General features: G+C 44.8%; 23 protein-coding genes. 18 read left to right on the top strand and 5 right to left on the bottom strand.

Annotated elements, in window-relative coordinates; all coding sequences use genetic code 11:
• Positions 1 to 665 precede the first annotated feature (665 nt).
• Positions 666 to 1,844 (bottom strand): tRNA epoxyqueuosine(34) reductase QueG, encoded by a 1,179-nt coding sequence (queG, locus tag ACED60_RS21685; RefSeq protein WP_029222983.1) that lies wholly within the window; start codon positions 1,842 to 1,844, stop codon positions 666 to 668.
• Positions 1,845 to 2,091: 247 nt separating this feature from the next.
• Between queG and tsaE the strand changes: the two genes are divergently transcribed.
• The 8 genes from tsaE to hflC all read left to right on the top strand — a co-directional run bounded on the left by tsaE (position 2,092) and on the right by hflC (position 11,660).
• On the top strand, positions 2,092 to 2,556 hold the full coding sequence (gene tsaE / locus ACED60_RS21680; protein ID WP_248395456.1) for a tRNA (adenosine(37)-N6)-threonylcarbamoyltransferase complex ATPase subunit type 1 TsaE: 465 nt from the start codon (positions 2,092 to 2,094) through the stop codon (positions 2,554 to 2,556).
• The gene (locus ACED60_RS21675) at positions 2,550 to 4,265 is read left to right on the top strand and encodes an N-acetylmuramoyl-L-alanine amidase (RefSeq protein WP_009847878.1); all 1,716 of its coding nucleotides are present in this window, start codon (positions 2,550 to 2,552) and stop codon (positions 4,263 to 4,265) included. Before tsaE ends, ACED60_RS21675 begins: the two co-directional genes overlap by 7 nt.
• A gap of 89 nt (positions 4,266 to 4,354) precedes the next feature.
• Complete coding sequence (gene mutL / locus ACED60_RS21670) at positions 4,355 to 6,541, top strand: DNA mismatch repair endonuclease MutL (protein WP_009847879.1); 2,187 nt, start codon at positions 4,355 to 4,357, stop codon at positions 6,539 to 6,541.
• Between the two features lie 167 nt (positions 6,542 to 6,708).
• Positions 6,709 to 7,641 (top strand): tRNA (adenosine(37)-N6)-dimethylallyltransferase MiaA, encoded by a 933-nt coding sequence (miaA, locus tag ACED60_RS21665; protein ID WP_371728449.1) that lies wholly within the window; start codon positions 6,709 to 6,711, stop codon positions 7,639 to 7,641.
• 193 nt (positions 7,642 to 7,834) lie between these two features.
• Positions 7,835 to 8,098: an RNA chaperone Hfq gene (gene hfq / locus ACED60_RS21660; protein WP_017059927.1), complete on the top strand. Its 264-nt coding sequence runs from the start codon at positions 7,835 to 7,837 to the stop codon at positions 8,096 to 8,098.
• A 44-nt stretch (positions 8,099 to 8,142) separates the two neighbouring features.
• Positions 8,143 to 9,450, top strand: a complete 1,308-nt coding sequence (gene hflX, locus ACED60_RS21655) for a ribosome rescue GTPase HflX (protein ID WP_009847881.1) — start codon at positions 8,143 to 8,145, stop codon at positions 9,448 to 9,450.
• A gap of 27 nt (positions 9,451 to 9,477) precedes the next feature.
• Positions 9,478 to 10,680: an FtsH protease activity modulator HflK gene (gene hflK, locus ACED60_RS21650; RefSeq protein ID WP_009847882.1), complete on the top strand. Its 1,203-nt coding sequence runs from the start codon at positions 9,478 to 9,480 to the stop codon at positions 10,678 to 10,680.
• Between the two features lie 2 nt (positions 10,681 to 10,682).
• A complete protein-coding gene (hflC, locus tag ACED60_RS21645) occupies positions 10,683 to 11,660 on the top strand; it encodes a protease modulator HflC (protein ID WP_009847883.1) in 978 nt (325 codons plus the stop codon).
• Between the two features lie 152 nt (positions 11,661 to 11,812).
• Here hflC and ACED60_RS21640 read toward each other — a convergent pair whose 3' ends face one another.
• On the bottom strand, positions 11,813 to 12,001 hold the full coding sequence (locus ACED60_RS21640; protein ID WP_009847884.1) for a DUF2065 domain-containing protein: 189 nt from the start codon (positions 11,999 to 12,001) through the stop codon (positions 11,813 to 11,815).
• 171 nt (positions 12,002 to 12,172) lie between these two features.
• Between ACED60_RS21640 and ACED60_RS21635 the strand changes: the two genes are divergently transcribed.
• Complete coding sequence (locus tag ACED60_RS21635; RefSeq protein WP_009847885.1) at positions 12,173 to 13,489, top strand: adenylosuccinate synthase; 1,317 nt, start codon at positions 12,173 to 12,175, stop codon at positions 13,487 to 13,489.
• A gap of 318 nt (positions 13,490 to 13,807) precedes the next feature.
• Complete coding sequence (locus ACED60_RS21630; protein WP_009847886.1) at positions 13,808 to 14,443, top strand: tetratricopeptide repeat protein; 636 nt, start codon at positions 13,808 to 13,810, stop codon at positions 14,441 to 14,443.
• Positions 14,444 to 14,597: 154 nt separating this feature from the next.
• Here ACED60_RS21630 and ACED60_RS21625 read toward each other — a convergent pair whose 3' ends face one another.
• On the bottom strand, positions 14,598 to 16,007 hold the full coding sequence (locus ACED60_RS21625) for an amidohydrolase (protein WP_371728448.1): 1,410 nt from the start codon (positions 16,005 to 16,007) through the stop codon (positions 14,598 to 14,600).
• A 249-nt stretch (positions 16,008 to 16,256) separates the two neighbouring features.
• On the opposite strand from ACED60_RS21625, the gene rnr reads away from it, so the two are divergent.
• From rnr to rplI, 5 genes are all read left to right on the top strand, one after another.
• Entirely contained in the window at positions 16,257 to 18,758 is a 2,502-nt protein-coding gene (gene rnr / locus ACED60_RS21620) for a ribonuclease R (RefSeq protein ID WP_371728447.1), read from the top strand.
• A 159-nt stretch (positions 18,759 to 18,917) separates the two neighbouring features.
• On the top strand, positions 18,918 to 19,658 hold the full coding sequence (gene rlmB, locus ACED60_RS21615) for a 23S rRNA (guanosine(2251)-2'-O)-methyltransferase RlmB (protein ID WP_009847889.1): 741 nt from the start codon (positions 18,918 to 18,920) through the stop codon (positions 19,656 to 19,658).
• A gap of 358 nt (positions 19,659 to 20,016) precedes the next feature.
• On the top strand, positions 20,017 to 20,430 hold the full coding sequence (gene rpsF, locus ACED60_RS21610) for a 30S ribosomal protein S6 (RefSeq protein ID WP_004735855.1): 414 nt from the start codon (positions 20,017 to 20,019) through the stop codon (positions 20,428 to 20,430).
• Positions 20,431 to 20,562: 132 nt separating this feature from the next.
• Entirely contained in the window at positions 20,563 to 20,790 is a 228-nt protein-coding gene (gene rpsR, locus ACED60_RS21605; protein ID WP_000090472.1) for a 30S ribosomal protein S18, read from the top strand.
• 38 nt (positions 20,791 to 20,828) lie between these two features.
• Entirely contained in the window at positions 20,829 to 21,281 is a 453-nt protein-coding gene (rplI, locus tag ACED60_RS21600) for a 50S ribosomal protein L9 (RefSeq protein ID WP_009847890.1), read from the top strand.
• 200 nt (positions 21,282 to 21,481) lie between these two features.
• Here the strand turns inward: rplI and ACED60_RS21595 are convergent, their stop codons facing one another.
• The gene (locus ACED60_RS21595; RefSeq protein ID WP_135382974.1) at positions 21,482 to 22,357 is read right to left on the bottom strand and encodes a DUF481 domain-containing protein; all 876 of its coding nucleotides are present in this window, start codon (positions 22,355 to 22,357) and stop codon (positions 21,482 to 21,484) included.
• Between the two features lie 175 nt (positions 22,358 to 22,532).
• On the opposite strand from ACED60_RS21595, the gene ACED60_RS21590 reads away from it, so the two are divergent.
• Genes ACED60_RS21590 through ACED60_RS21580 form a run of 3 tightly spaced genes read left to right on the top strand, consistent with a single transcriptional unit; the run spans position 22,533 to position 26,273 of the window.
• Complete coding sequence (locus ACED60_RS21590; RefSeq protein WP_009847892.1) at positions 22,533 to 23,924, top strand: replicative DNA helicase; 1,392 nt, start codon at positions 22,533 to 22,535, stop codon at positions 23,922 to 23,924.
• A gap of 6 nt (positions 23,925 to 23,930) precedes the next feature.
• Complete coding sequence (gene alr / locus ACED60_RS21585) at positions 23,931 to 25,016, top strand: alanine racemase (protein WP_371728446.1); 1,086 nt, start codon at positions 23,931 to 23,933, stop codon at positions 25,014 to 25,016.
• 51 nt (positions 25,017 to 25,067) lie between these two features.
• Positions 25,068 to 26,273 carry a BamA/TamA family outer membrane protein gene (locus ACED60_RS21580; protein WP_371728450.1) on the top strand — a complete coding sequence of 402 codons (1,206 nt, stop codon included), beginning with the start codon at positions 25,068 to 25,070 and terminating at the stop codon, positions 26,271 to 26,273.
• A gap of 126 nt (positions 26,274 to 26,399) precedes the next feature.
• On the opposite strand, the gene ACED60_RS21575 is transcribed toward ACED60_RS21580, so the two are convergent.
• Entirely contained in the window at positions 26,400 to 26,819 is a 420-nt protein-coding gene (locus ACED60_RS21575) for a secondary thiamine-phosphate synthase enzyme YjbQ (protein WP_009847895.1), read from the bottom strand.
• Between the last annotated feature and the right edge of the window lie 152 nt (positions 26,820 to 26,971).

Genomic DNA, 26,971 nt, shown 5'->3' with positions numbered 1-26,971 from the left:
AGCGCAACCTTGCCAAGGTTGAGGTCATCGGTTCGAACCCGATGTATCGCTCCAGTTTACTTTTCATGGTAAACAAAACTCTTTAAGCCACAGTGTTTAAAGACGACCTTACCGGTCACGCTCTTTCTTTAATGCTGCGAAGCATAATCCCCCCAAAAAGCAAATAATCCTCCATTATGGTGGATATTTTTTTGTCTTAAATTTTTGTTAGCAACAAGAATGCTAGTAAACATCAGGTCTCTGAAGCAGATACTTGAGGTTTTTCATATCTATAAACAGACTTATCCACAAAGTATTAAGTGTGGATAACTTGGTTGATAAAGTTATTTCAGACCTAATTCTTTACATTTCTCTAAAAGATCTTTCTTGTTTTCAGTATATTAGCTGAATTGTGCCGATCGTAACTCATTGTTTTTTATCAGGTTGAATGCTTACCTTGAATTTGATAAAAGATCGTTAACTTGTTGTTTTTTGATCTTAATCATTTATCGGTACTGTGTTTAACTTTACGTGGGTGTCGGAAGTTTACGAGAGTTCTGAATTTTTTCCACATTGTTAGAATTGAGAACAAGGTCAAACATTGTTCGAAAATTATGTGCAACGAGTTGTGTTGTATGGTGGGTTGTTGGTGTGGGTTGACCTGCCAATCGTTGATGGCTAAGGGGCTAGGCGTCTCTTGGTAGCCCTTTCTCAACGATGCGTATTAGCCTGTGCTTTTTGGTGAGGATTTTGCTGCTATTTTTTTGCACACAGCTATTTTTCTGCGTAGAGCTATCTTCTTGCATGCTGCTAGCATTGGGTAACTGTTGTAGTTGTTTATTTAAAGCCCACTCAATATGCACATCCAGCATTTCGTTGTTGCCTCGATGAGATTCCAGTGTTTCAACAATGCGTTGTTGAAATGGCGCATTGCCCATAGCAACAAAAATATTGCGTAACCATTGGGTGTGTCCAATACGTCTTATCGCTGAGCCTTCCATCTTCTTTAGGAAGGTCGCTTCATCCCAACTTGAAAGTGAAACAAGGTCTGCCTCTCGGAAGTCTTCTCTGCGGTGGAAGTCTGTTTGCTCAGTGAGTTCGGCATGGCGGTTCCACGGGCAAACTAACTGACAGTCATCGCAACCGTAAATACGATTACCAATTGCGTCTCTATACTCTTCCGGGATCACACCATCATATTCAATGGTTAAGTACGAGATACATTTTCGAGCATCCACTACGCCATCAGCAATAATGGCGCCCGTTGGACAAGAGGTGATACATGCGGTGCATTTGCCGCACTCATCGACACTGGGTTCATCTGTTGGAAGAGGTATGTTAACTAACAATTCTCCTAGGAAGAACCAAGAGCCAGCGTCTTTATCAAGAATTAATGAGTGTTTACCTGTCCAGCCCAACCCTGCTTTTTGAGCGAGCGGTCGTTCCAAGATGGGCGCTGAATCTACGAAAGGACGTGAGTCTAAACCTTCGACTTCCTTCTCGATTCTTTGTCCCAGCTTTTTCAACTGGTTGCGGAACAATTTGTGATAATCGCGGCCTAAAGAATAACGGCTGATATAACCTTGAGTGGTATCGCTTAGGTTAGAGGCAAACTGAGCTTCTGGTGGTAGATAGTTCATTCGGGCGCTGATCACTCGAATGGTGCCTGGGTGAAGTTCATTGGGACGAGCACGCATCATCCCATGTCGAGCCATCCAATCCATTTCGCCGTGGTTGCCAGCATCTAGCCATGCTTGAAGAGGGGCTTCATGTTCACTTAAATCAACATCGCAGATGCCAACTTTTTGAAAGCCGAGTTCTTTTCCCCAGATTTTAATTTTTTCAGCAAGATGGTCTAGATTCATGGCTTCATTCTTAATTCTTATTTTCTCTGTTTTACAATTAGAGATAAGGCTAATTAAAATTAGGTTCGGCAAAAATGGGGGCGGATCTTAACGGATCTTAGTGGTATTGACCAGAACAGACGTGTTTTGATCAGTATTTTTCATAGAACTTACACTTGAGTGCTTGTCTCCCAAAAGCATCACGGTTTACTATTCTTGTTCTTTTGATTTTTATATAGTCAACGATCGATTTTTAGAGAACGTATTCATGAGCACGAAACAATTTACTTTGAAAGATGAACAAGCAACGATTCAATTAGGAACGGAGCTTTCTAATCTTTGCTCACAGCAGACAACTATTTATCTGCATGGTGATCTTGGCGCAGGTAAAACGACCTTCAGTCGTGGTTTTGTAAAAGCACTTGGCCATCAAGGAAATGTAAAGAGCCCAACGTATACTCTAGTTGAACCTTATCAATTTGCCGATTGGCAGGTGTACCATTTTGATCTTTATCGCCTAGCCGATCCTGAAGAATTAGAGTTTATGGGGATTCGTGACTACTTCACGCCAGATGCTATCTGTTTGGTTGAATGGCCAGAGAAAGGTTATGGAATGCTACCAGAAGCTGATTTGGATATTGATATTCGTTACCAAGACGATCACCGCATTGTTTCTTTAACCGCTAACAGTGAATACGGACAGCGCTTACTTAGTCAGTTGGAGTTATGTTGATTTCTAGACGCCTTATTTCAGCAGTAGCTATGTTGGCTGCTGTTTTTTCTATATTGTTTTCTTCACTTGTTTCTGCAAACTCACTAAAGAGTTTAAGGGTTTGGCCTTCTCCAGAAGAAACTCGTGTGGTTATCGATTTAAAATCAGAAGCGGATTTCAGCTATTTCACCCTGAGTAGCCCGAGTCGCTTGGTTGTTGATTTAAAAAAGACCAACCTTGCAACTAAGTTACCTGTCGTGGTGAAAGACAGCCCCGTTCTATCTAAGATTCGTAAAAGCTCACCGCCAGACAAAAACACCTATCGCTTGGTTTTTGAGTTAAAGAAGTCGTCTAAAGCAGAGTTGTTTAAACTCAGTCCGACTCCTGGTGGTCAGTACGGACATCGCTTGGTGATCGACTTGCCTCATGGTGCGGCAAGTAAAGGCAAAGCAACATCAACGCCGAGTAAGCCAACAGTGAGTAAGAACCTCAATCAAGTTAAGCGTCAGCGTGATGTTCTGATTGTGATTGACCCAGGCCACGGTGGTGAAGATCCTGGTTCCATTGGCCCATCTCGTAAATATGAGAAGAATGCGACTCTTAGTATTTCGAAAAAGATCGCTGCGCAGTTAAATGCAGTTCCAGGAATCAAAACGCGTTTAACACGTAATGCTGATTACTTTGTAAACCTGAACAGACGTGTTGCAATTGCTCGTGAGAACGAAGCACACCTCTTGATCTCTATTCACGCCGATGCCTTTACGACGCCTCAACCAAGAGGTGGTTCGGTGTTCGTGTTGAATACTCGACGGGCAAATACTGAGATTTCCCGTTGGATTGAGAACAAAGAGAAGCAGTCAGAATTGCTGGGCGGCAGCGGTGCTGCGTTTACTGGCAATATTGCAGATAAAAACGTCAACCAAACCCTGCTTGATTTGCAGTTTAGCCACTCTCAAAAAGAGGGCTATAAACTGGCAACGACCATTCTCTCTGAAATGGGTAAGGTCGCAAAACTGCATAACAGTAAGCCGATTAACACCAGCTTGGCAGTGTTACGTTCACCACAAATTCCATCGGTACTTGTAGAAACGGGCTTTATTTCGAATCCGACCGAAGAGAAGCTTCTTTTCCAACGTTCGCATCAAGACAAACTTGCGCGAGCTGTGACCAAAGCGGTCGTTAAATATTTGAAAGCGAATCCACCAGAAGGGATTGTTATTTCTAACGCGGCGGCATCTTCTAACTCTACCAGTCAGCACAAAGTACAGCGTGGTGAATCATTGTCTGTGATTGCGAAGAGGTACGGCACGTCTACACAAGCATTAGTGAAGTTGAATGGTTTGAAGTCGACGAGCTTAGCGGTAGGGCAAATTCTAAAAATTCCAAGCTCGGGTTCACAAGCGGCTACCACAACAAGCCGTAAAACGGTGACACACACGGTTAAGTCTGGAGAGTACTTAGGCAAGATAGCTAGCCGTTACAAAGTATCGGTAGCAAGCATTAAACGTGAGAACCGCTTGAAATCAGAAACCGTGAGAGTAGGCCAAAAGTTACGTATTACGGTTGAAGTAAAAGATATACCTCTACGTAAACATAAAGTCGCAAGAGGCGATTATCTTGGCAAGATTGCTTCGAAATATGGCGTGAGCGTCAACAGTATCCGTCAAGCAAACAAACTACGTTCCGATGAGTTGGCCATTGGCCAAGTGCTGATTATTCCGCACAAATAGTTGGCTAATGTTGAAGTAATGTTTAGAGCATAGAAGCAATCTCAAACGCGAGAAGTGCTTCTATAAATGGCAGTAAGGTAGCTATACATATGACGATCAAAATACTGCCAGCTCGGCTAGCTAACCAAATCGCAGCGGGTGAAGTGGTAGAAAGACCTGCTTCTGTTGTGAAAGAGTTGGTTGAGAACAGTTTGGATTCTGGTGCGACACGTATCGATATCGATATCGAGAAAGGTGGCGCTAAGATGATCCGCGTTCGTGACAACGGCAAGGGCATTGTTAAAGATGAGCTTGCCTTGGCATTAAGCCGTCATGCTACCTCTAAAATTCATACTCTTGATGACCTTGAAGCGATCGTCAGCCTAGGTTTCCGAGGTGAAGCACTGGCGAGTATTAGCTCTGTTGCCCGCCTAACTATGACTTCACGTCCTACGACTCAGGATCAAGCTTGGGCTGCACATAGTGAAGGTCGTGATATGCAGGTGAAACTGCAGCCAGCAGCGCATCCCATTGGCACCTCGGTTGAGGTATTGGATCTGTTCTTCAATACTCCGGCACGACGTAAATTCTTACGCACCGAGAAAACTGAATTCACGCATATCGATGAGCTGCTTAAACGCATTGCATTGAGCCGTTTTGATGTGACGATTAACCTTCGTCATAACGGTAAAATGATTCGTCAGTACCGCGCTGCAAAAACACAAGTTCAAGCCGAAAAGCGCATCGCAGCAGTATGTGGCAATCCTTTTGTTCGCCATATGCTTAAGATCGAACTTGAGCATCAAGGCTTAAAACTTCATGGTTGGATCACCACGCCTGAAGGAGCAAGACAACAAAGCGATCTGCAATACTGTTATGTGAATGGTCGTATGATGCGCGATAAGCTGATCAATCATGCGATTCGTCAAAGCTACGAAACTAGCTTGCGCCCCGACCAATTCGCGACGTATGTGTTGTTCATTGAGCTAGACCCACATCAGGTGGACGTGAATGTTCATCCTGCAAAACATGAAGTGCGTTTTCATCAAGCCCGCCTTGTACACGACTTTATCTACCAAGCCTTGAGTGATGGCTTAGCCCAAAGCAAACAAATTGATGCAGCACCGATCAAGCAGTCTGCGTTTCATCAGTCAGAAGTGATGCATCATCAGCAAGGTAGCTCGAATCCGGGTATCGGAGAGATTGCCAGTTTCTCAGAGCCTGAAAGCATAATGCCGAGCAGTTCAGAACAACCTCAAGTATCTGATAGTGAAAGATATGCTATTGAGCAAACGCCAGCCTACCCAAGAAAAGCCGAATCTGAACAGGTTTATGATAACCCTCAGCACAGCGTTAATGATGGTGGGCAGCGTTATAGCTCACCAGCTAACCGAGGTTCATCGTCTAGCAGAGGCTCGTCGGATCGCGAAACCAGTTTTACAGGCTCGCCTCGCCAAGAGTGGATAGAGTCTCGACCTGAACCTAAAAAAGAAAAAGAGCCGCACCAACATCATGGTGAACCTGCTCCATCTAAGCGAGAAGTGAAGGCCTATAAAGAGCTTCTGAAAACGCCAGATTTTGATGATCAAGTTGTACAGCCATCATCTCCTCAAGAGCACGTGGCACCAGTAGAAACCAGAGATAACATAGACAAAGAAGCTAAGCCTTCTCAACAGAATCCCGTTAACTTGAAACCAAGAGCACCTGTAACGGACTTGGGTAAAGCGGTCTCGATTGTGGAACGTCAATATCTGGTGATGGGCAATAAGAACGGCAGTGTGTTGGTTTCTTTGGCTAAGGCTGAGTTATTGCGTGTTGTTGGTCAGCTTGATACTCGAGGGGGCGCGTTAAAAAGCCAGCCACTATTGGTGCCCTTATCGATTAAGCTGGGCAGTGAACTTGTCGAAGTTGCTAAGGCGCTGAGTCAAACTTTGGCGTTACTGGGGATTGAGCTTAAGGCGCGAAACAGCGAGGCGGTAATGGTGATGGGCGTGCCTTCTCCTTTAAGGCAGCAAAACTTACAAATTTTGATCCCAGATCTGTTATCTTACGCGGCTTCATTAAACGCTCAGATTGTTGATAATCACTCGGCTAATGTTTCCAGCGATCTGTTGCCATCATTGGTTAACTGGATCGGGATTCAAACGGCACAAGTAAAAAGCGACTACACTTTATCTGAAGCGGTTCAACTAGTTGGGGAACTTGAACAACTTTGGCATGGTCTACTTCCATTAGATGATCCAGAGTTTGTTAATCCTATCGACTTTTCTGCAACCATCGCTGCTTTTATGGCTTAGTTTGCAGGTGAATTTTCACAGCTGAGTTTTAGATAAATTAAGCTTATTTACGGCTTCGGCTGTTTACGATTTAACTGTTGCGATGAGGCTTTTCTTAGTAGACAAGAGTATCGCGACATGAAGCCTTTTAATTAAGTGCTCTAACAGAGAAATAAATACAAAATATCATGACTGAAAAATTACCTTTAGCGTTGTTTTTAATGGGCCCAACGGCATCAGGAAAAACAGATTTAGCTATCCGCTTGCGTCAGAAATACCCGGTAGAGATCATCAGTGTCGATTCGGCGCTAATCTACAAAGACATGGATATTGGTACTGCTAAGCCGGATGCAGGAGAGCTCGCGCTCGCGCCTCATCGCTTGATTGATATTCTCGATCCAAGCGAAGCGTATTCTGCGGCTGACTTTCGTCGTGATGCGATCAGTGAAATGAATAAGATTGTAGCGGAAGGTAAAATCCCGCTACTTGTTGGTGGCACAATGCTTTACTACAAGGCATTGTTGGAAGGTTTATCGCCACTACCCGCCGCGGATCAAGAGATTCGTAAGAAGATTGAAGCGGAATCTATCGAACAAGGTTGGCAGGCATTGCACGATCAATTAAGAGAGATAGATCCCGTATCCGCTGAAAGAATACACCCAAATGATCCACAAAGGCTTTCAAGGGCATTGGAAGTTTACCGAATTTCGGGTAAAACATTAACAGAGCTAACTCAAACGAAAGGCGATAGCCTGCCATTTCGTGTAAAACAATTTGCAATAGCTCCCAAGGAAAGGACTGAACTCCATCGCCGCATTGAGCTGCGTTTCGAGAAGATGATAGAAGCGGGATTTGAAGATGAAATGAAGGCGTTGTACGCCAGAGAAGATCTTCACCCTGAACTGCCATCGATCCGATGCGTTGGTTATAGGCAGATGTGGGATTATTTAGACGGTAATTGTGATTTAGACGAAGCGGTTTTCCGTGGTGTCTGTGCAACCCGTCAGTTGGCCAAGCGACAAATCACCTGGTTGCGCAGTTGGGATGATTTAACTTGGTTAGATAGCGAAAACATTGATCAAGCGTTAGAAACTCTTTCAGATGCAATAGCATCTGATTAGTATTGCTGTGTATAATGTGATCGCTTTTGCGTGAATATACTCTGGAAAGGATCCGTTATTGAGGCTTTTAAAAAATCACAGCCTTTCAATAACAACGGAGTTTTTTTATTCATTTAGCTCAGATGCAAAGGCCGCACCTTTTTGTGCACCACTAGCTAAATAATTACAACAAAATACAAATAAGGAAAATAAAATGGCTAAGGGGCAATCGCTACAAGACCCATTCCTAAATGCACTCCGTCGTGAGCGCATTCCAGTCTCTATCTATCTTGTTAACGGCATTAAGCTGCAAGGTCAGATCGAGTCTTTCGATCAATTCGTGATCTTATTGAAGAACACAGTAAACCAAATGGTTTACAAGCATGCGATTTCTACTGTGGTACCTGCTCGCGCAGTGAGTCACCACAGCGGCGAGCAACGCACGCCATCTGATCGTCCTGAGAAGACTGAAGATTAATCGTTCAATTGATACAGCTTGCGCTGTAATAAGGAGTTGGTTGCTTGTTTGACCGTTATGAATCCGGCGAGCGAGCCGTACTTGTTCATATCAACTTCACGCAAGAGGGAGAATGGGAAGACCTAAGCGAATGTGAAATGCTGGTCTCCTCAGCGGGGGTAGAAACGCTACAAGTGATTACTGGTAGCCGACAATCCCCACTCCCTAAATACTACGTTGGAGAAGGTAAAGCCCTAGAAATCGCACAAGCTGTTCAGCTAACCGGTGCTGAAATTGTGATTTTTAACCACTCCCTCTCTCCTGCCCAAGAGCGAAACCTCGAGCAATTGTGTAAATGTCGTGTGATTGATCGCACGGGTTTGATCTTAGATATCTTTGCACAACGTGCGCGAACTCATGAAGGTAAGCTACAAGTTGAGCTCGCTCAGCTTCGTCATATCTCTACTCGATTGATTCGTGGTTGGACTCACCTTGAAAGGCAGAAAGGTGGTATTGGTCTTCGTGGTCCAGGTGAAACTCAACTGGAAACCGATCGCCGTTTGTTGCGTGACCGTATAAAAGCAATACTACGTCGTTTAGCGAAAGTCGCTAAGCAGCGTGAACAAGGGCGACGTGCTCGTAATCGAGCTGAAATCCCAACAATTTCTTTGGTTGGTTATACCAACGCAGGGAAATCAACACTTTTCAATCGCATCACAAGTGCTGGTGTTTATGCGGCAGACCAACTGTTTGCAACTCTAGACCCAACACTACGTAAGATTGATTTGGCAGATGTCGGGCCTGCAATTCTCGCAGATACCGTAGGTTTTATCCGTCATCTACCACACGACTTGGTCGCTGCGTTCAAGGCAACATTACAAGAGACGCAGGAAGCTGACATTTTGTTACATGTTGTTGATGCCAGTGATGACCGTTTTCGTGAGAACATTCAGGCTGTTCATGAAGTATTAGAAGAAATCGATGCTCATGAAGTGCCAACCCTTGTAGTCATGAACAAAATTGACTGCATGGAAGACCAAAAACCTCGAATTGAAAGAGACGAAGAGGGCGCACCTCGCGCTGTTTGGGTTTCTGCAATGGAAGGAGAAGGTATTGAACTGCTGTTTGAAGCTTTAACTGAGCGTTTAGCTAGCCAGATGGTTCAATTCCGGTTGTGTATTCCACATCAACATCAGGGCCGTATTCGTAGCTTATTCTTTGAGATGAAATGTATTCAACAAGAAGAGTATGATGAAAATGGTAACTTGTTGATAGATATCCGAATGCAACAAATAGATTGGTCTAAACTTGAAAAAAGAGAAGGGGCGCTCTTAGGTGGCTTTATCGTTACCAAAGAGACTGCTACAGTATAACGTCATATCAAATGATGGAGCTTTCTAATGGCGTGGAATGAGCCTGGAAATAACAACAACGGCGATAATAACGGCCGCGATAACGACCCTTGGGGTAAGAACAATAATCGCGGCGGCCGAGATCAAGGACCGCCAGACTTAGACGAAGTGTTTAGTAAACTAAGTCAAAAGTTAGGTGGCAAGTTTGGTAAAAAAGGTGGCAACGGTAACGGGCCATCTATTGGTGGTGGCGGTGCGATTGGCTTTGGTGTCATTGCTGTCATTGCGATTGCTATCTGGTTCTTCGCGGGTTTCTATACCGTTGGCGAAGCAGAAAGAGCAGTAGTACTTCGACTGGGTCAGTTCGACCGTATCGAGGAACCTGGTCTTAACTGGCACCCACGCTTTATCGATGAAATCAAAGATGAGCAACTGGTAAACGTTCAAGCGATTCGTTCTCTACGTGCTGCTGGCACCATGCTAACGAAAGATGAAAACGTTGTGACCGTTGAAATGGGTGTTCAATACCGTGTTTCTGACCCATACAAATACTTGTATCGTGTAACGAATGCAGACGACAGTTTACGCCAAGCAACCGATTCTGCGCTTCGTGCGGTAATTGGTGACTCACTAATGGATAGTATCTTGACAAGTGGTCGTCAGCAGATTCGTCAAAGCACTCAAGAAACGTTGAACCGTATTATTGATAGCTACGACATGGGTATTCTGATTGTTGACGTGAACTTCCAGTCAGCACGTCCACCAGAGCAAGTGAAAGATGCATTTGATGATGCTATCGCGGCTCGTGAGGATGAAGAGCGTTTCGAGCGTGAAGCTGAAGCTTACCGAAATGACATTCTTCCAAAAGCAACAGGTCGTGCTGAGCGTTTGAAGAAAGAAGCGGTGGGTTACTCAGAGCGCACAGTTAATGGTGCTCTAGGTCAAGTAGCTCAGTTCGAGAAACTGCTACCTGAATACCAAGCAGCTCCTGAAGTAACACGTAACCGTATGTACCTTGATACAATGGAAAAAGTGTACTCAAGCACATCGAAAGTCCTGATTGATTCTGAATCAAGCGGTAACTTGCTATACCTACCAATTGATAAGCTAGGCGCACAAGGTGGTTCTCAGTCGGGCACTCGCCCTGCAAAAACATCATCAACTTACGATCAAATTGAGTTAGAAACTCAAGCCGATCCAAAGTCTAGCACTCAAACTCGTTCAGACAGTTCACGTCAAGGGAGATACTAATAATGCGTAAATTAATGATCCCTGTATTAGTTGTGACGATTGCCCTTCTATTGATGTCACTATTTGTGATTCAAGAAGGCGAACGTGGCATGGTAATTCGTTTTGGTCGAGTTCTCGATGACAACGGCGTATCACGAATCTATGAACCAGGCTTGCACTTTAAACTGCCGATGTTTGATCGCGTAAAAGTACTTGATGCTCGTATTCAAACGATGGATGGTCGTTCTGACCGTTTCGTAACATCAGAGAAAAAAGACGTTCTAATTGATACCTACGCAAAATGGCGTATTGCTGATTTTGGACGTTTTTATCTGAGTACCGGCGGCGGCAATATCATGACGGCAGAAGCACTTCTTGAGCGTAAAGTGACAGATGTTCTTCGTTCTGAAATTGGTTCTCGTGAAATTAAGCAGATCGTATCAGGCCCTCGTAATAAGGACATCCTGCCAGACTCTGCTGATAGCGAAGTTGTCACAACGGTAGCGGCTGCAGAAGCACTAGAAGTTGATGGCGAACGCGATAAGATCATGGAAAACGTTTTGTCTGGAACGGCAGAAAGTGCGATGGCTGATTTAGGTGTTGAAGTTGTTGATTTCCGAATGAAGAAGATTAACCTTCCTGACGAAATCAGTGAATCTATCTACCGCCGTATGCGTGCAGAACGTGAGTCGGTTGCTCGTAGACACCGTTCACAAGGTCGTGAGAAAGCAGAAGTTATCCGTGCTCAAGCTGAGCTAGAAGTCGCGACTGTTCTTGCTGAAGCTGACCGTACTGCTCGAGTGACTCGTGGTGATGCTGATGCAGAAGCAGCGAAGATCTACTCTGATGCATTTAGCAAAGACCCTGAGTTCTATGGCTTCATGCGTTCACTGCAAGCTTATGAGACATCATTTAGCGATAAGAGCGACATTCTAGTACTGGATCCGAAGACTGACTTCTTCCAATACATGAATCAAGCAAGCGGTGCTCCAGCAAAATAAGCTGATTCGTTAATTCATTAAATTAGCGAAGTACCTAAAAATCAAAAGGCTCCCATAATGGGAGCCTTTTTGTTTTCTATTCGTAGAAGACTGCAGGTGACCATTGAATCTTCGAGGGAAGTCGTAGTGACAGCTCCGTACTTTGAGAAAACCTAACGGTAGGTCATGAAAGCGATAACGGCACCAGCCACCACAAGACAACCGCCAATACGGCGCAGTTGGGTGTCTGGTTGCTCGCTCAGTTGCGCGACCATGTTTCTCCAGCCATTAGGTGCAATCAAGGGGCCGAGCCCTTCAGCGATAAGAACGAGCCCAATAGCGAGCCAAATTGATTGAGACATGGTTCTGCCTTTTGTCTATAAAATGCAATGATATCAGCATCTTTACACATTCGCCCTCAGTTATCGCTGGTTTATTTTTGTACAGTGTTAACGTTTATGAACAAAAAGTGACTGCAAGAAGTGTGATTCAGTGCTAGAATCCATTTTTAATTAGCAACAGAAATTGGAAAGATGGGAAATAACGTAGTCGTTCTAGGCACCCAATGGGGTGATGAAGGTAAAGGTAAAATCGTTGACCTTTTAACTGAAGATGCAAAATACGTGGTTCGCTACCAAGGCGGTCACAATGCAGGTCACACACTTGTAATTGACGGTGAAAAAACCGTTCTTCACTTAATTCCATCAGGCATCCTACGCAATAACGTTAAATGTGTTATTGGTAACGGTGTTGTATTATCGCCTGACGCACTTCTTAAAGAGATGAAGCCTCTTGAAGAACGCGGTATCCCAGTGCGTGAGCGTCTTTTCATCTCTGAAGCTTGTCCTCTAATTCTTCCGTACCATATTGCTATCGACAACGCGCGTGAAATCGCTCGTGGCGCTAAAGCTATCGGTACAACAGGTCGTGGTATCGGTCCTGCTTACGAAGATAAAGTTGCTCGTCGCGGTCTACGCGTTGGCGACCTTTTCGATAAAGAAGCATTTGCTGAGAAGCTAAAAGAAGTTATGGAATTCCACAACTTCCAACTAGAGCACTTCTACAAAGCTGAAACAGTAAGCTACGAAGAAGTACTTGAGCAAGCGATGAGCTACGCAGACATGTTAACTGCGATGGTTATCGACGTAACTGACGAACTAGACGCAGCACGTAAGCGCGGCGACAAGATCATGTTTGAAGGTGCTCAAGGTACGCTACTAGATATCGACCACGGTACTTACCCATACGTAACGTCTTCTAACACGACTGCTGGTGGTGTTGCTGCAGGTTCTGGTTTCGGTCCTCGTCACATCGGTTACATCCTTGGTATTACTAAGGCTTACTGTACTCGTGTTGGTTCAGGTCCATTCCCAACTGAGCTATACGATGGCCTTGAGAAGCAAGATCCAGTCGGTAAGCACCTAGGCGATGTTGGTCACGAGTTTGGCGCAACTACTGGTCGTCTACGTCGTACAGGTTGGTTCGATGCTGTTGCTATGCGTCGTGCAATCCAAATCAACTCTCTATCTGGTATGTGTCTAACTAAACTAGACGTTCTAGATGGCCTAGAAGAACTAAAAATCTGTACTGGTTACAAGATGAAAGATGGTTCTATCCTAGAAGTTTCTCCAATGGCTGCTGAGTCATTCGAAGAAGCGACGCCAATCTACGAAACAATGCCTGGTTGGTCTGAAAACACATTTGGTGCTAAATCTATCGACGCGCTTCCACAAGCTGCTCTAGATTACATCAAGCGTATCGAAGACCTAACTGGCGTTCCAATTGATATCGTATCAACTGGCCCAGATCGTAACGAAACTATCATCAAGGTTCACCCATACGGCGCATAATGCCCAGCTGAGTGATTACCACAGCACGAAGCGTACTGAGGTAATTAAAGTACTTTGATAATGAAATAGTTTTCTAAAAGCCGACTTTGTTAAGTCGGCTTTTTAATACCTGCAATTTGAAAACTAAGCCGCTCGTGATGATCTTTTGAACTCCATATGGCAAAATATTGCCCATTAGCGGCAAGTTTTGTCTAAAGCCGTCAAGGTTATTGCCGATACAGATATCATGGAAAGTGAAGTTCACCCTATTTTGGTGCGTGCAGAAATCGTCTGCTGCCCTCAATAGATAGCTTTAACGACAGATAATAGAGTGCAGGTATGAAGCTACGAATTGTAGCAGCTTCATTGATAGTGGCGCTGAGCTCACCCTTGAGTCATGCAGATTTGGCTGATGTGGGAGAGCCCGTTCCAATATATACAGAAGCTGAACTGATTAATTTAATCGAGAATAATCAACACCTAGAGCGAGTGAAAGCTGATAAGTGCCAGTTAGTTGAAGATATCGTTGCTCGTGCAACGCGTATTAGCTTGCCTTCTTATGAGTTTTTATACGGTGATATGTTGGCTTGGGGTGTGTGTGTTCCGCAAGATGTAGAGCTTGGCCTTTACTATATGGAAAACGCAGCACATCAAGGTTTACCAGCGGCACTCGAGCAGTTAGGACGTTATTATTCTCTTGGCACTTTGGTGCAACAAGACAAAGAGCGTGCGATCCCGTATTTACGTGAAGCCGCCTCGATGGGTAACTTAAGTGCAAGTATCCACTTAGCGGAACTCTTGCTACGTGATTACGGTAGCCCGTTAGATTATGAGGATGCTTATCGCTGGTTATACAACTCGGTGACAGCGGATCAAAGGCAACATAAGCGTATAACTGTGCTTCGAAGCGGTTTGGAGCGGAGAATGCCAGACAACATTATCGCTCGAGCAAAACGTCGAGACGTGTTCTGGTAATTACAATTATTAATTAAGGTTGATGGTTAACGACTGCACTCGTTAACCATCTATCTTGATCGAGAAAGATATCGATATAAAAAGGCCTCATAGGTAAATACCTATGAGGCCTTTTTTGATCTGAACGGAAAGCCGTTTATTTCATTCGATGACGTTACTGAACAACTTCACCAGATTCAATTACCGTCTTACGAACGACTTTGGTGAAATCGAGTGCTTCTTGGCGAATTTGATCTTCATCGACCGTTAGCATGTCGCGATCTTGCATGATGATCTTGCCATCAACGATGGTGTGACGAACGTTCCCCGAGTTAGCTGAGTAAACTAATGCAGAGTATGGGTTGTAGACCGGAATCATGTTTGGCGCTTTAGTATCGATCACTATGATGTCGGCTAGTTTGCCTGCTTCAAGAGAACCGATCTTATCTTCCATGTGTAGTGCTTTTGCTGCGCCCATTGTTGCCATGTCGATCACTTTGATCGGCGGCATTGCAGCACGATCTTTATTCACCAATTTGTGAACCTTAGCGACTTGGTTGAACTCATCAATGGTGCTCAATGTGTTACCAGACATTGGACCATCAGTACCTAAACCGATACGTACATTTTCGTCATACATCTTAAGCGCAGGTGACACGCCTTTTGCTGACTTGATGTTGGCACTCATGTTGTGAGCCACGCCCATATCTGATTTTTTCACTAGCTCGATATCATGATCGTCTACTAGGATCATGTGTGCGCCAACTAAGTTTTTGTTTAGTGCACCAATGCTGTCCATGTATTGAACCGGAGATAAACCTTCAGCTCGTTTTGCAATTTTTTCTTCTTCACGATGAGATTCAGCTAAGTGAATCATTACTGGAACATCAAGTTCTAGAGAAAGCTTTGCTACTTTTTGAAGGACTTCGGTTGTGTTTGTGTAAGGGGCGTGAGGAGCAAATGCAGGCGTAATACGCGGGTGATCTTTATATTCTTCAATGAAGTTCAATGCGTATTTAATACCTTCTTCCGCGTTTGCTGCATCAGCCACTGGGAATTTGATTACTGTTTCGCCTAATACTGCGCGCATACCAATTTTATCAACAGTTTTAGCGACTTCGTCTTCAAAGTAGTACATATCAGCGTAAGTAGTTACGCCACCTTTTACCATTTCAACGTTACCAAGGTTAGCGCCTATACGAACCATATCGCGAGACACTAACTTAGCTTCAAGTGGGAAGATGTAGCGGTGCAAGCGATCAGGCACATCATCGGCCAACGAACGGAAAACCGTCATGGATACGTGAGTATGAGTATTGATGAGACCTGGCATTACGATATCGCCATCAACGTCTAGCACTTGTTTAGCTTGGTACTGCTTCTCTAGTGAAGCATCGCCAACCGCAATGATTTTGTTGTCTTTGACGACAACAGTGCCGCTCTCGTAAACCGTTTTGTCTTGGTTCATGGTTAGAACCATGGCATCGGTTATCATCAGGTCAGCTTTTTCCATTGCTGAACTCGCAAATGGAAATAGAGCTAGGCTTGCCATCGCTGAAGTCAATAGGGTGCGTTTTAGTTTCATATCAATACTCAGAACAGGTGTTGTTAAAGTGTGTGGATAATAGTGTATTTCATTCATGGCGCAAACGTTTGTTTTATCGTTTGCTTGAAATTTTGATGATAGTCCGCGTCTATGAAGTGATGTTTCACAAAGTGAAGATATGTATCAATCTTAGGTTATTTTAGGCTTTTCCAAAGCATATCTGTAGCTTACCTCTAGCATCAGATATACTAGGGGTAATATACCTTCCTTGCTTAAGCAGGCCCGCCTATGTCAAAAAACACACCAATGTCAGAAAACACGACAGCGACAACCACTGTTGATCCTTTTGCCGACCGAGAGTCGAAAAATTACGAAAACCCAGTACCAAGCCGTGAGTTCATTATTTCGTTTCTAACAGACGCGAATACTCCTATGAACCGCAACGATCTATTCGAAGCTTTGGGTTTGGCTGGAGAGGAACAATATGAAGGGCTGCGTCGTCGTTTACGTGCAATGGAACGTGATGGACAGCTTATCTTTACCCGTCGTCAGTGTTACGCATTGCCTGAGAAGATGGAATTGATTAAAGGCTTTGTGATTGGTCATAAAGACGGTCATGGTTGGGTACGCCCAGACGGCAGTGTGGGTAAAGACAATGATATCGTGCTGCCGCATCATCAGATGAAAACCATCATGCACGGTGATTATGTATTGGTTCAGCCGACTGACAACAGTAAGCGTGGCCGTCGTGAAGGCCGTTTGGTTCGTGTGCTTGAAGAGCGTAAAACGCCACTTGTTGGTCGCTTCTTCCTAGAGTACGGCCATTCTTATGTGGTTGCTGATGATTCGCGTATTAGTCACGACATCCAGATCCCAACGGAGCATAAAGGCGGTGCTCGAATGGGTAATGTGGTTGTGATTGAAATTACGGACCGTGGTGGTCGTTCTCGTAACATGATGGGTAAAGTGACCGAAGTTCTTGGTGAGAATATGGCTCCGGGTATGGAAACGCAGATAGCGATCCGTACTCACCAGATCCCACAAGAGTGGCCTGAAGCGGTAGATAAGCAAATCGTAAACCTCGGTGAGCATGTTCCTGAAGAAGCAAAAGAAGGACGTGTTGACCTGCGTAAATTGCCATTGGTGACTATCGATGGTGAAGATGCGCGTGACTTCGATGATGCGGTTTACTGTGAAGCGAAGAAAGGCGGCGGCTGGCGCCTGTGGGTAGCGATTGCTGACGTAAGTTACTACGTTCGCCCAGAGACAGCGCTAGACAAAGAAGCGATTAACCGTGGTAACTCGGTATACTTCCCGTCACAAGTTGTCCCAATGCTGCCAGAAGTCCTTTCAAATGGTTTGTGTTCATTGAACCCTCAAGTCGACCGTTTGTGTATGGTGTGTGAGATGACTATCTCAGACAAAGGTAAACTGTCAGGCTACAAGCACTATGAAGCAGTCATGAATTCTCATGCTCGTCTTACTTATAACAAAGTAGGCGCGATCTTAGATGGCAATGAAGAATTACGTGAACGTTACGAACCAGAAGTACCACATCTTGAAGAACTGCATAAGATGTACAAGGTGCTTAAGAAAACGCGTGACGAACGTGGTGCGATTGAATTTGAAACGGTAGAAACTAAGTTTATCTTCAATGCGGATCGTAAGATTGACCGTATTGAGCCAGTAATCCGCAACGATGCACACAAGATCATCGAAGAATGTATGATTCTTGCGAATATCGCATCGGCATCTTACGTAGAAAAAGCGAAAGAGCCGGCTCTATACCGTGTTCACGATACTCCGGGTGAAGAGCGCTTAATGGGCTTCAAGAGCTTCTTAAGTGAACTAGGTTTAACGCTGGAGGGTGGCCTGTCGCCATCTCCGGTAGACTATGCACAACTGATGCAGCAGATTAACGAACGTGAAGACCGTGAGTTAATCCAAACTATGCTGTTGCGCTCAATGAAACAAGCGGTATACAACGCGGACAACGCGGGTCACTTTGGTCTAGCTCTTAAGCGCTATGCTCACTTTACCTCGCCAATTCGTCGTTACCCAGATTTACTATTGCACCGTGCAATTAAGTACCTTATTGCGAAAGAAGAAGGTCGTAACAGCGAGCGTTGGACGCCAACCGGTGGTTACCACTACACTTTCGATGATATGGACTTCTACGGCGAACAGTGTTCAATGACTGAGCGTCGTGCTGATGATGCTACACGTGAAGTGAACGACTGGCTGAAATGTGAATACATGCAAGACCATGTTGGCGAAGTGATGGATGGCGTGATTGCCAACGTGACTGGCTTCGGTTTCTTTGTGCGTCTAACGGAACTGCACATCGATGGTCTGGTACATATTTCTGCGCTAGCGAATGACTACTACCAATTTGATGCTGTTGGTCAGCGTCTAGTGGGTGAAAGCTCAGGTAATATCTACCGCTTGGGTGATTCGGTTAAAGTGAAGGTTTCTGCGGTTAACTTAGAAACTCGTCAAATCGACTTTGATTTAGAAGACACCGATCGTCAGCCGCGTGGTAAAGGTAAAACAGCCAAGAAGCGTGCTGCTGAAGCGATGAAAAAGGCGAAAAGCAAGAAGCGTTCAGCGGTGAAGAGCAATAAGCCGGGTGTACCTGCAACGCCTTTAGTTGAACCAACTAAGCGACCTGATGGAAGTAGCGAAAGTTCATCTAAGAAGAAAAAGCCAGCGAATAAAACTGGTGCTGCTAAAGCTCGTGCGAAGAAAAAGCGCGCAGCAAGCCGTAAGCCAAAGGCTGATAAGTCTTAAGCTATCGTCATTACAGTGACGAGTAGCGCTTAAACGTCTAACGAATTTAAATGCGAGAGTATCAGGCGGAAGATGCATGCTCTCGAAATAAACAATACAGAGATGGGTGCATCGGGTTTGATGACATTCACCTCTGAGCAATAAGAGTAACCAGAGACAATGAGTAACGAATTTATTTACGGTATTCACGCGGTGAAAGCCGTACTAGAAAAAGATCCAGCGCGTTTTATTGAAGCGTATGTACTGAAAGGTCGTCAAGACGATCGCCTGCTTCCATTACTGAATCAATTGCAGCAATTTGGTGTATCGATTCAACAAATGGGTCGTAAGCCGCTTGATGAAAAAGCACAAGGTGCGAATCACCAAGGTCTTATTGCTAAGGTGAAGCCTGCTAAGCAGCTTAATGAAACTCACCTAGACGATATCCTTGCGCAGCACGAACAGCCTCTGCTGTTGGTTCTAGACGGCGTAACAGACCCTCACAACCTAGGTGCTTGTCTGCGTAATGCGGATGCCGCGGGTGTTGCTGCTGTTATCGTACCGAAAGACCGCTCTTCGCCGCTAACAGCAACGGTAAGCAAGGTAGCGTGTGGTGCGGCTGAGACCGTTCCTCTAGTACGTGTAACCAACCTCGCTCGAACAATGCGTGCACTGCAAGAACAGGGTGTATGGTTTGTGGGTACCGCAGGTGAAGCAACGCATGATATCTACCAAGCGAAGTTAACAGGCCCTCTTGCTGTGGTTATGGGTGCTGAAGGTGACGGTATGCGTCGTCTAACGCGTGAAACCTGTGATGATCTGATTAAGATCCCAATGGCAGGTAGCGTGTCGAGCCTGAACGTTTCAGTAGCATCGGGCATCTGTCTGTTCGAAGCGGTACGTCAGCGTTTAGCTCAGTAAACCTAGGTTCAGCAACATTTGACTCAGTCACGCTTGGTTTAGTTGTGTGCCTCTATGTTGTTTAGAGGTACTTGCTATATAAAGAGTTAAACGACTTTAAGTCTATGAATTTATTAACGCTCGCCTCTTGTTGGTGAGCGTTTCTTTTTAGGCTGCAATAGCAGAACTCATTGGTTTATCAGATGGCTAGATGGCGAAAGAAAAACTGTTTCATTATTAGCCAAATACCGCTTGCCAATACCGGGTTCTTTCTATAATATTTGCCGTCCTTAAAACTCGGTCATTTTTCTTTAGTTCCTTGCTTCCCTTGGACGACCGAGCCTTTCGTGGAAGCTAATAATCCGTAAGGAGCAACCAAATGCGTCATTATGAAATCGTATTCATGGTTCACCCTGATCAAAGCGAGCAAGTTGCTGGCATGATCGAGCGTTACACTGGTTCAATCACTGAAGCTGGTGGTACTATCCACCGTCTAGAAGACTGGGGCCGCCGTCAAATGGCTTACCCAATCAACAAACTTCACAAAGCTCACTACGTTCTTATGAACGTTGAAGCTGGCCAAGAAGTGATGGACGAGCTAGAAACTGCTTTCCGTTTTAACGATGCAGTTCTACGTAACATGATCATGCGCACTAAAGGCGCTGTGACTGAGCAATCTATCATGCTTAAGCAAAAAGAAGAGCGTGCAGAGCGTGCTCCTCGTCGTGATGACCGTGAAGAACGTGCACCACGTCGTGAAGAAGAAGCTAAGCCAGAAGCTGCTGCTGAGTAATTCTTTTTTGGCCTTTTAGGTCATTAAATTTTATTCAACTCGTTTAGGTATTCTCACTACAAGCATTTGCTTAGACTTATTTATAAGTTCGTGTGAGTACCGCATTATTAAATTTAGATCAGGAGATAGCCCATGGCTCGTTTCTTCCGTCGTCGTAAATTCTGCCGTTTTACTGCAGAAGGCGTACAAGAGATTGACTACAAAGACGTAGCAACTCTAAAAAACTACATCACTGAAGCTGGTAAAATTGTACCTAGCCGTATCACTGGTACAAGTGCTAAATACCAACGTCAGCTAGCTCGCGCTATCAAGCGTTCTCGTTACCTAGCACTACTACCGTACACTGACAAGCATCAGTAATCGGTAATAGTTAATAATAGTTTAAGAGGACTAAGATAATGCAAGTTATTCTACTTGATAAGATCGGTAACCTAGGTGGCCTTGGCGACCAAGTAAACGTTAAATCTGGTTACGCTCGTAACTTCCTTATCCCACAGGGTAAAGCAGTTATGGCAACTAAAGACAACGTTGCTATGTTCGAAACTCGTCGTGCAGAACTAGAAGCTAAAGTTGCTGAGCAACTAGCTGCTTCAGAAGCTCGCGCTGAGAGCGTTAACACTCTAGAAGGCGTTACAATCGCTTCTAAAGCTGGTGACGAAGGTAAACTATTCGGTTCTATCGGTACTCGTGACATCGCTGACGCTATTACAGCGGCAGGTGTTGCAGTAGCTAAGAGCGAAGTACGCCTACCTGAAGGCGCTCTACGTAACATCGGCGAATTCGAAGTAAGCATCCAACTTCACTCTGAAGTTTTTGCTACTGCGAAAATCGCTATCGTTGCAGCTGAGTAATTTCAGTACCAAGACGAATTCTTTCTTTTGAAAGTTTTAAACACCAGCTTCGGCTGGTGTTTTTTTATGTCTGCAATATGAGTTTTAAGCTTTTTGGAACAGTGACGATTGCAGGGATAGAAAGCACTAGAGAGGAGGGGCCTTACATAGTAAAAACGAGGGTGTTCTTTATCGATACACCGTTATACCCGCTCTCAAATTTAGAATTGAAAAAGTAGATTTACAGACAGTACGGAATCTTCTTTGTTCAACCCTTCCGGTACCTTGTCGTGGTACTGTCGAGAGTGAGCAATTTTTAGTGCGATATTGTCGGTAATATCGTTGATGGCTTCTAATTCAGTATCAAATTTTAGGTTGCTGTGGCCAGACACCAACGTCACATCGGCTTTGAGCTTCAAATTTTTCAATACCTGCCATGATGTATTTACATTGCCACGGAAAATCGCTTCTTCAACGATCTCTGGGAAGATGATGTCATCGTCGTCTAATTCATCGAGATTAGGCTCTTGGTAACGAAAACCCGGCCCCACTTCGACCTCCAACACAAACTCTTCTGTATTCGAAAACTGATAACCTAGACCGCTAGAAACGGTGTAGTCCTTAAAATAAGCACTGTATCGTGAATCGACCCCTTTAAAGCTGCCATAGAGGTAGGTTTTCGGACTTAACTTGTAGTCACTCTGAGCAGAATATGTCGATTGCCTTTTATCTTCTTCGCCATCTTTGTAGAGATTGTAATATTTCCATTCGCCACTGGTTCTATGACGGCCAGCCGTGTACTCACCGTTCAGGCGTGCATTCAGCGATCGAGAATCAGAATTACCAGTATGCGACTGATATCCAAATTCGACTTCAGTATTCAGTGGGTTCGGCAGTTCTGAATCACTCGGTGCGATATCCATATCTTTTTCTTCAGGTGTCGGTGCAACGACGATCGGCTCAGCAGCAGGTTCTGCTACCACTATCGAGTCGAGGATTGCATCAACAGAGGCTTTAGCATCATCCGCTAAGGCCGACGGAGTGCTCAGGAGACCGATGCTTAGAAGACCAGTGCTCAGAGCCAATAATTTGGACACGCATACCTCAGTTATACAGTGAATGAATGGAAGGATCGTAATGCTACCTTTGGTTAATTCCGTCAGCAATAGGTAAATTCTTGCTGAAGAATAAAACAAACTCATAGGATCGGATTACAAACGGATGTTCTTGGGTATAATGAACGATCATTATTAGTTATTGAGTGTAGTCATAGTGGATACCAAAAGTCAGAAATCAGCCAACGATCAGGTGGACGCCATCAAGGTCCCGCCACATTCATTAGAAGCTGAGCAATCTGTTATTGGCGGTTTGTTATTGGATAACGAACGCTGGGATACGGTGGCCGAAAAGGTTGTGGCCAAAGACTTTTATAGCCGTCCTCACCGTCTGATCTTTGAAGCGGTAAAGGATATCCTTGAAGAAAGCTCTCCTCTGGATCTTATTACACTCTCTGAACATTTAGAGCTGCGTGAGCAACTTGAAGAAGTGGGTGGCTTTGCTTACCTTGCTGACCTAGCGAAAAATACGCCAAGTGCGGCAAACATCAATGCCTATGCAGATATCGTGGCACAACGTGCATTGGTGCGTAGCCTGATTGGTGTAGCAAATGAAATTGCGGATTCTGGTTATGACCCGCAAGGTCGTACATCGGAAGAACTTGTTGATCTTGCTGAGAGTAAAGTTTTCGCGATTGCCGAAGGCCGAGCAAGTGAAAATGAAGGTCCACAAAACGTTGATAGCATTCTAGAGAAGACGCTAGAACGTATCGAAATCTTATATAAATCGCCACAAGATGGTGTGACAGGTGTCGATACGGGTTTCAACGACCTCAATAAGAAGACAGCAGGCCTTCAGGGTTCTGACTTAATCATTGTTGCTGCGCGTCCATCGATGGGTAAAACCACGTTTGCGATGAACCTATGTGAAAACGCAGCGATGAAGCAAGACAAGCCAGTGTTAATCTTCTCGCTAGAGATGCCTGCTGAACAGCTGATGATGCGTATGCTTGCATCACTTTCTCGCGTAGACCAAACCAAGATTCGTACCGGTCAGTTAGACGATGAAGATTGGGCTCGTATCTCGTCGAGTATGGGTATTCTGATGGATAAGAAGAATATGTATATCGATGACAGCTCGGGTCTAACACCAACAGAAGTACGTTCTCGAGCTCGACGAATTGCTCGTGAGCATGATGGTATTTCTATGATCATGATAGATTACCTTCAATTAATGCGTGTACCTTCGTTATCTGATAACCGTACTCTAGAGATCGCCGAGATTTCTCGCTCATTGAAAGCACTAGCAAAAGAGCTCAACGTACCAGTTGTGGCACTTTCTCAGCTTAACCGTTCCCTAGAGCAACGTGCTGATAAGCGCCCAGTTAACTCGGATTTGCGTGAATCAGGTTCGATCGAGCAAGATGCCGACTTAATCATGTTTATCTATCGTGATGAGGTTTATAACCCAGATAGTTCATTGAAAGGCATCGCTGAAATCATCCTTGGTAAGCAACGTAACGGTCCGATCGGTTCGGTTCGTCTTACGTTCCAAGGTCAACACTCCCGATTTGATAACTATGCAGGTCCTGCATTTGATGATGAGTAATCACTAATGACTTACATGAAAGCAGCGACGGCGAGTATTGACTTAAACGCGCTTGAACATAACCTGAACCAGATAAAGTCGAAGGCTCCTCATTGCAAGGTAATGTCTGTTGTGAAAGCCAATGGCTACGGACATGGCTTACTGCATATTGCCAAGCATTCAAAAAGCTCTGATGCTTTTGGTGTGGCGCGTATTGAAGAAGCATTACAGCTTCGTGCTGGTGGCATTGTTAAACCTATTTTGTTGCTAGAAGGGTTTTATTCTTCGGGTGATTTGCCAATCTTGGTGACCAATAACATCCAAACTGTGGTGCACTGTGAAGAGCAATTAAGCGCGCTAGAGAATGCAGAGTTGGAAACACCTGTTGTGGTTTGGCTAAAAGTCGACAGTGGTATGCATCGCCTAGGTGCTCGTCCTGAGCAATACCAAAACTTTGTTGAGCGCTTACATCAATGTGCGAATGTTGCTAAACCTCTGCGCTACATGAGCCACTTCGGTTGTGCTGATGAACTTGATAGAGCAACCACCGTTGAACAGACCGAGCTTTTCTTATCGCTCACCGACGGTTGTGAAGGTGAGCGTTCACTTGCTGCTTCAGCGGGTCTATTAGCTTGGCCAGACAGCCATCTTGATTGGGTTCGACCGGGAATTATCTCTTACGGTGTTTCTCCTTTTGTTGATAAATCAGCGCAAGATCTTGGCTTTTATCCTGTAATGACTTTGACCTCGCACTTGATAGCGGTTCGTGATGTTAAAGCGGGTGAAAGTGTGGGTTATGGCGGTAACTGGACCAGTGAGCGAGATACCAAGGTTGGTGTGATCGCGATAGGTTATGGTGATGGTTATCCTCGCACTGCTCCTAACGGCACTCCAGTATTCGTTAACGGCCGAAAAGTACCGATCGCAGGACGTGTATCAATGGACATGCTAACGGTTGATCTTGGCCCTGATGCGGCAGATAAAGTCGGTGATGAAGCAACATTATGGGGTAAAGATTTACCTTCAGAAGAAGTCGCAGAACATATCGGCACTATCGCTTACGAGCTGGTCACTAAGCTGACTTCGCGTGTTGCGATGGAGTACGTGAAGTAGCTAATGTGAAGTAACTAAATGTGAAGTAACTATGGATCCTATAAGTAAATGATGTTCATACGAACGACTCGATACTGGTTAATGTCTGCAATGGCATTACTCGGTGTCAGCTTGTCTTCTCCCGCTGCGAGTGAAGAAAAAGATTCAGCCTTTGTTCCTTTCTATTTTAGTACTGAAACCATGGGTAATACCTTCGGGGTTGCTGGTGTCGCAAAGGGGGTTTGGCAACCTCAAGCCGCTCTGTTTGGCATGGCGCTTTATTCAGATAAAGACAGCTACGTTGGTTTCTTATCAGCCTTTAACTTCGCACTGTCTGAGAACGTATTGTTCAGTACTCAGATGTACCAAGCTCGCTTTAACGAAAACCCGTATTACATTGGCTCTCAAGGCGATAATGATTCATCCATTGATGATAAAACCATTGCCGACGGCTTAGAAGAAAACTATCAGGTTGAGTTTAAGTATCTGCTGCCTTGGGGCAATGTTGCAGAGCATGGCTTGCTAGGGGCTTTCCAACCCATCAAAGATGTGAGTTTTGCTTCCCCATTAGAGTCGGGTGTCAGTTCGATTGTCTTTACGCCTTTCTATACGGCTCGTGAGCTAGAAGGCTTAAACAATAGCGAGCAAGCGACAGGTTTTAGTTTGGCGTTTGATTGGGATAACCGTGATAGCACACGCAACCCAACCAAGGGGTCTCATACCAATCTTGAGTTTACTACCGGCGCTGAAAGTTGGTCTAACGATGACTTATGGCTGAAGTGGACATTCCAAAACAGTCAGTATTTTGCATTGGGTCCTTTGGGGAACTTGTTCGACCAACAAGTCGTGGCATTTGATGTCTATACCGCTGATACACCTACGTGGGGCAACTGTTCAGGGCAAGATTGTGCTCGTCCACCGGAAACAGAGCAGGCTCGACTCGGTGGCTTATATCGCTTAAGAGGTTATAGCGGAGGCCGTTACCACGGTCGTTCTGCTATTCACTACTCTGCGGAATATCGAGTGCTTCCTGATTGGCAACCACTGGGCGATATCCCACTGATTAACTACTACGATTTGCCTTGGTGGCAGTGGGTGGCGTTTGCTGAAGTCGGGCGTGTTGCTGATGAGTACGATATCAAAACACTGCACACAGACATGAAATGGAGCCTAGGCGGCGCAGTTCGTTTCCAGGTCGAAGGCATTGTTGTACGTGCTGAATTAGCGCGAGGCGGTGATGAAGGGACCTTTAGGGTTATGATAAACCAGCCTTTCTAATTCTAATTCTGATTTTACCAACCCGACTCTCTTATATTTTTAAAGGGTGACACATAACTGTGTCACCCTTTTTTGTTTTCTACCATTATGTTTGTTAAGCGGTATTTCACTGTTGATGACTTAACGTTACTCACCTTGAATGGTCGCAATAACGGTACGACTTCCGCCACAATCTCGGTGTTCACCTAAGTAAATGCCCTGCCATGTCCCTAATGCTAGACGACCATTGGTAATCGGAATTGTCACACTGGTGCCAAGTGTCGATGCTTTAATGTGAGCGGGCATATCATCATCACCTTCGTAGGTGTGCTTGTAGTAGGGGGCTCGTTCGGGCACAAACTTATTAAAGTGTGATTCCATATCGGTGCGGACGGTCGGGTCTGCGTTCTCATTTAGCGTAAGGCTAGCAGAAGTATGCTGAATGAATAGATGTAATAAACCAACAGACAGTGAATGGATATCGGATATCTGTTGTTCAATTTCATCAGTGATGAGATGAAATCCACGTTTTTGTGCGTGTAGGTGTATCGTCTTCTGAATCCACATACGCCATCCTCTATAATGTCTTTGGAAAAAAAGTGGTTTAACGCTATCTTTTGAACTTGAATTTATCAGGTTTCGCTCACATTTAATGATGTGAGCGCTAGAGTCAGTACCGATTCTTCTATCAGGAAATCTAATTCTGATTTATCTCAAGG

The sequence above is a fragment of the Vibrio sp. 1F279 genome, assembly GCF_041439815.1.
Taxonomy (GTDB): domain Bacteria; phylum Pseudomonadota; class Gammaproteobacteria; order Enterobacterales; family Vibrionaceae; genus Vibrio; species Vibrio tasmaniensis_A.
The sequence above is the reverse complement of the archived record's forward strand: the minus strand, read 5'-3'. Positions and strand labels throughout refer to the sequence as shown.

Excerpts from the sequence above, each read along its gene's own strand:
- rnr (WP_371728447.1), top strand. The coding sequence starts at position 16,257 with ATGTCAAAAAACACACCAATGTCAGAAAACACGACAGCGACAACCACT.
- ACED60_RS21630 (WP_009847886.1), top strand. The coding sequence starts at position 13,808 with ATGAAGCTACGAATTGTAGCAGCTTCATTGATAGTGGCGCTGAGCTCA.
- hflK (WP_009847882.1), top strand. The coding sequence starts at position 9,478 with ATGGCGTGGAATGAGCCTGGAAATAACAACAACGGCGATAATAACGGC.
- ACED60_RS21575 (WP_009847895.1), bottom strand. The coding sequence starts at position 26,819 with ATGTGGATTCAGAAGACGATACACCTACACGCACAAAAACGTGGATTT.
- miaA (WP_371728449.1), top strand. The coding sequence starts at position 6,709 with ATGACTGAAAAATTACCTTTAGCGTTGTTTTTAATGGGCCCAACGGCA.
- mutL (WP_009847879.1), top strand. The coding sequence starts at position 4,355 with ATGACGATCAAAATACTGCCAGCTCGGCTAGCTAACCAAATCGCAGCG.
- ACED60_RS21635 (WP_009847885.1), top strand. The coding sequence starts at position 12,173 with ATGGGAAATAACGTAGTCGTTCTAGGCACCCAATGGGGTGATGAAGGT.
- tsaE (WP_248395456.1), top strand. The coding sequence starts at position 2,092 with ATGAGCACGAAACAATTTACTTTGAAAGATGAACAAGCAACGATTCAA.
- rpsR (WP_000090472.1), top strand. The coding sequence starts at position 20,563 with ATGGCTCGTTTCTTCCGTCGTCGTAAATTCTGCCGTTTTACTGCAGAA.
- hflC (WP_009847883.1), top strand. The coding sequence starts at position 10,683 with ATGCGTAAATTAATGATCCCTGTATTAGTTGTGACGATTGCCCTTCTA.
- ACED60_RS21675 (WP_009847878.1), top strand. The coding sequence starts at position 2,550 with ATGTTGATTTCTAGACGCCTTATTTCAGCAGTAGCTATGTTGGCTGCT.
- ACED60_RS21625 (WP_371728448.1), bottom strand. The coding sequence starts at position 16,007 with ATGAAACTAAAACGCACCCTATTGACTTCAGCGATGGCAAGCCTAGCT.
- ACED60_RS21640 (WP_009847884.1), bottom strand. The coding sequence starts at position 12,001 with ATGTCTCAATCAATTTGGCTCGCTATTGGGCTCGTTCTTATCGCTGAA.
- ACED60_RS21580 (WP_371728450.1), top strand. The coding sequence starts at position 25,068 with ATGTTCATACGAACGACTCGATACTGGTTAATGTCTGCAATGGCATTA.
- hfq (WP_017059927.1), top strand. The coding sequence starts at position 7,835 with ATGGCTAAGGGGCAATCGCTACAAGACCCATTCCTAAATGCACTCCGT.
- queG (WP_029222983.1), bottom strand. The coding sequence starts at position 1,844 with ATGAATCTAGACCATCTTGCTGAAAAAATTAAAATCTGGGGAAAAGAA.
- rpsF (WP_004735855.1), top strand. The coding sequence starts at position 20,017 with ATGCGTCATTATGAAATCGTATTCATGGTTCACCCTGATCAAAGCGAG.
- rplI (WP_009847890.1), top strand. The coding sequence starts at position 20,829 with ATGCAAGTTATTCTACTTGATAAGATCGGTAACCTAGGTGGCCTTGGC.
- alr (WP_371728446.1), top strand. The coding sequence starts at position 23,931 with ATGACTTACATGAAAGCAGCGACGGCGAGTATTGACTTAAACGCGCTT.
- rlmB (WP_009847889.1), top strand. The coding sequence starts at position 18,918 with ATGAGTAACGAATTTATTTACGGTATTCACGCGGTGAAAGCCGTACTA.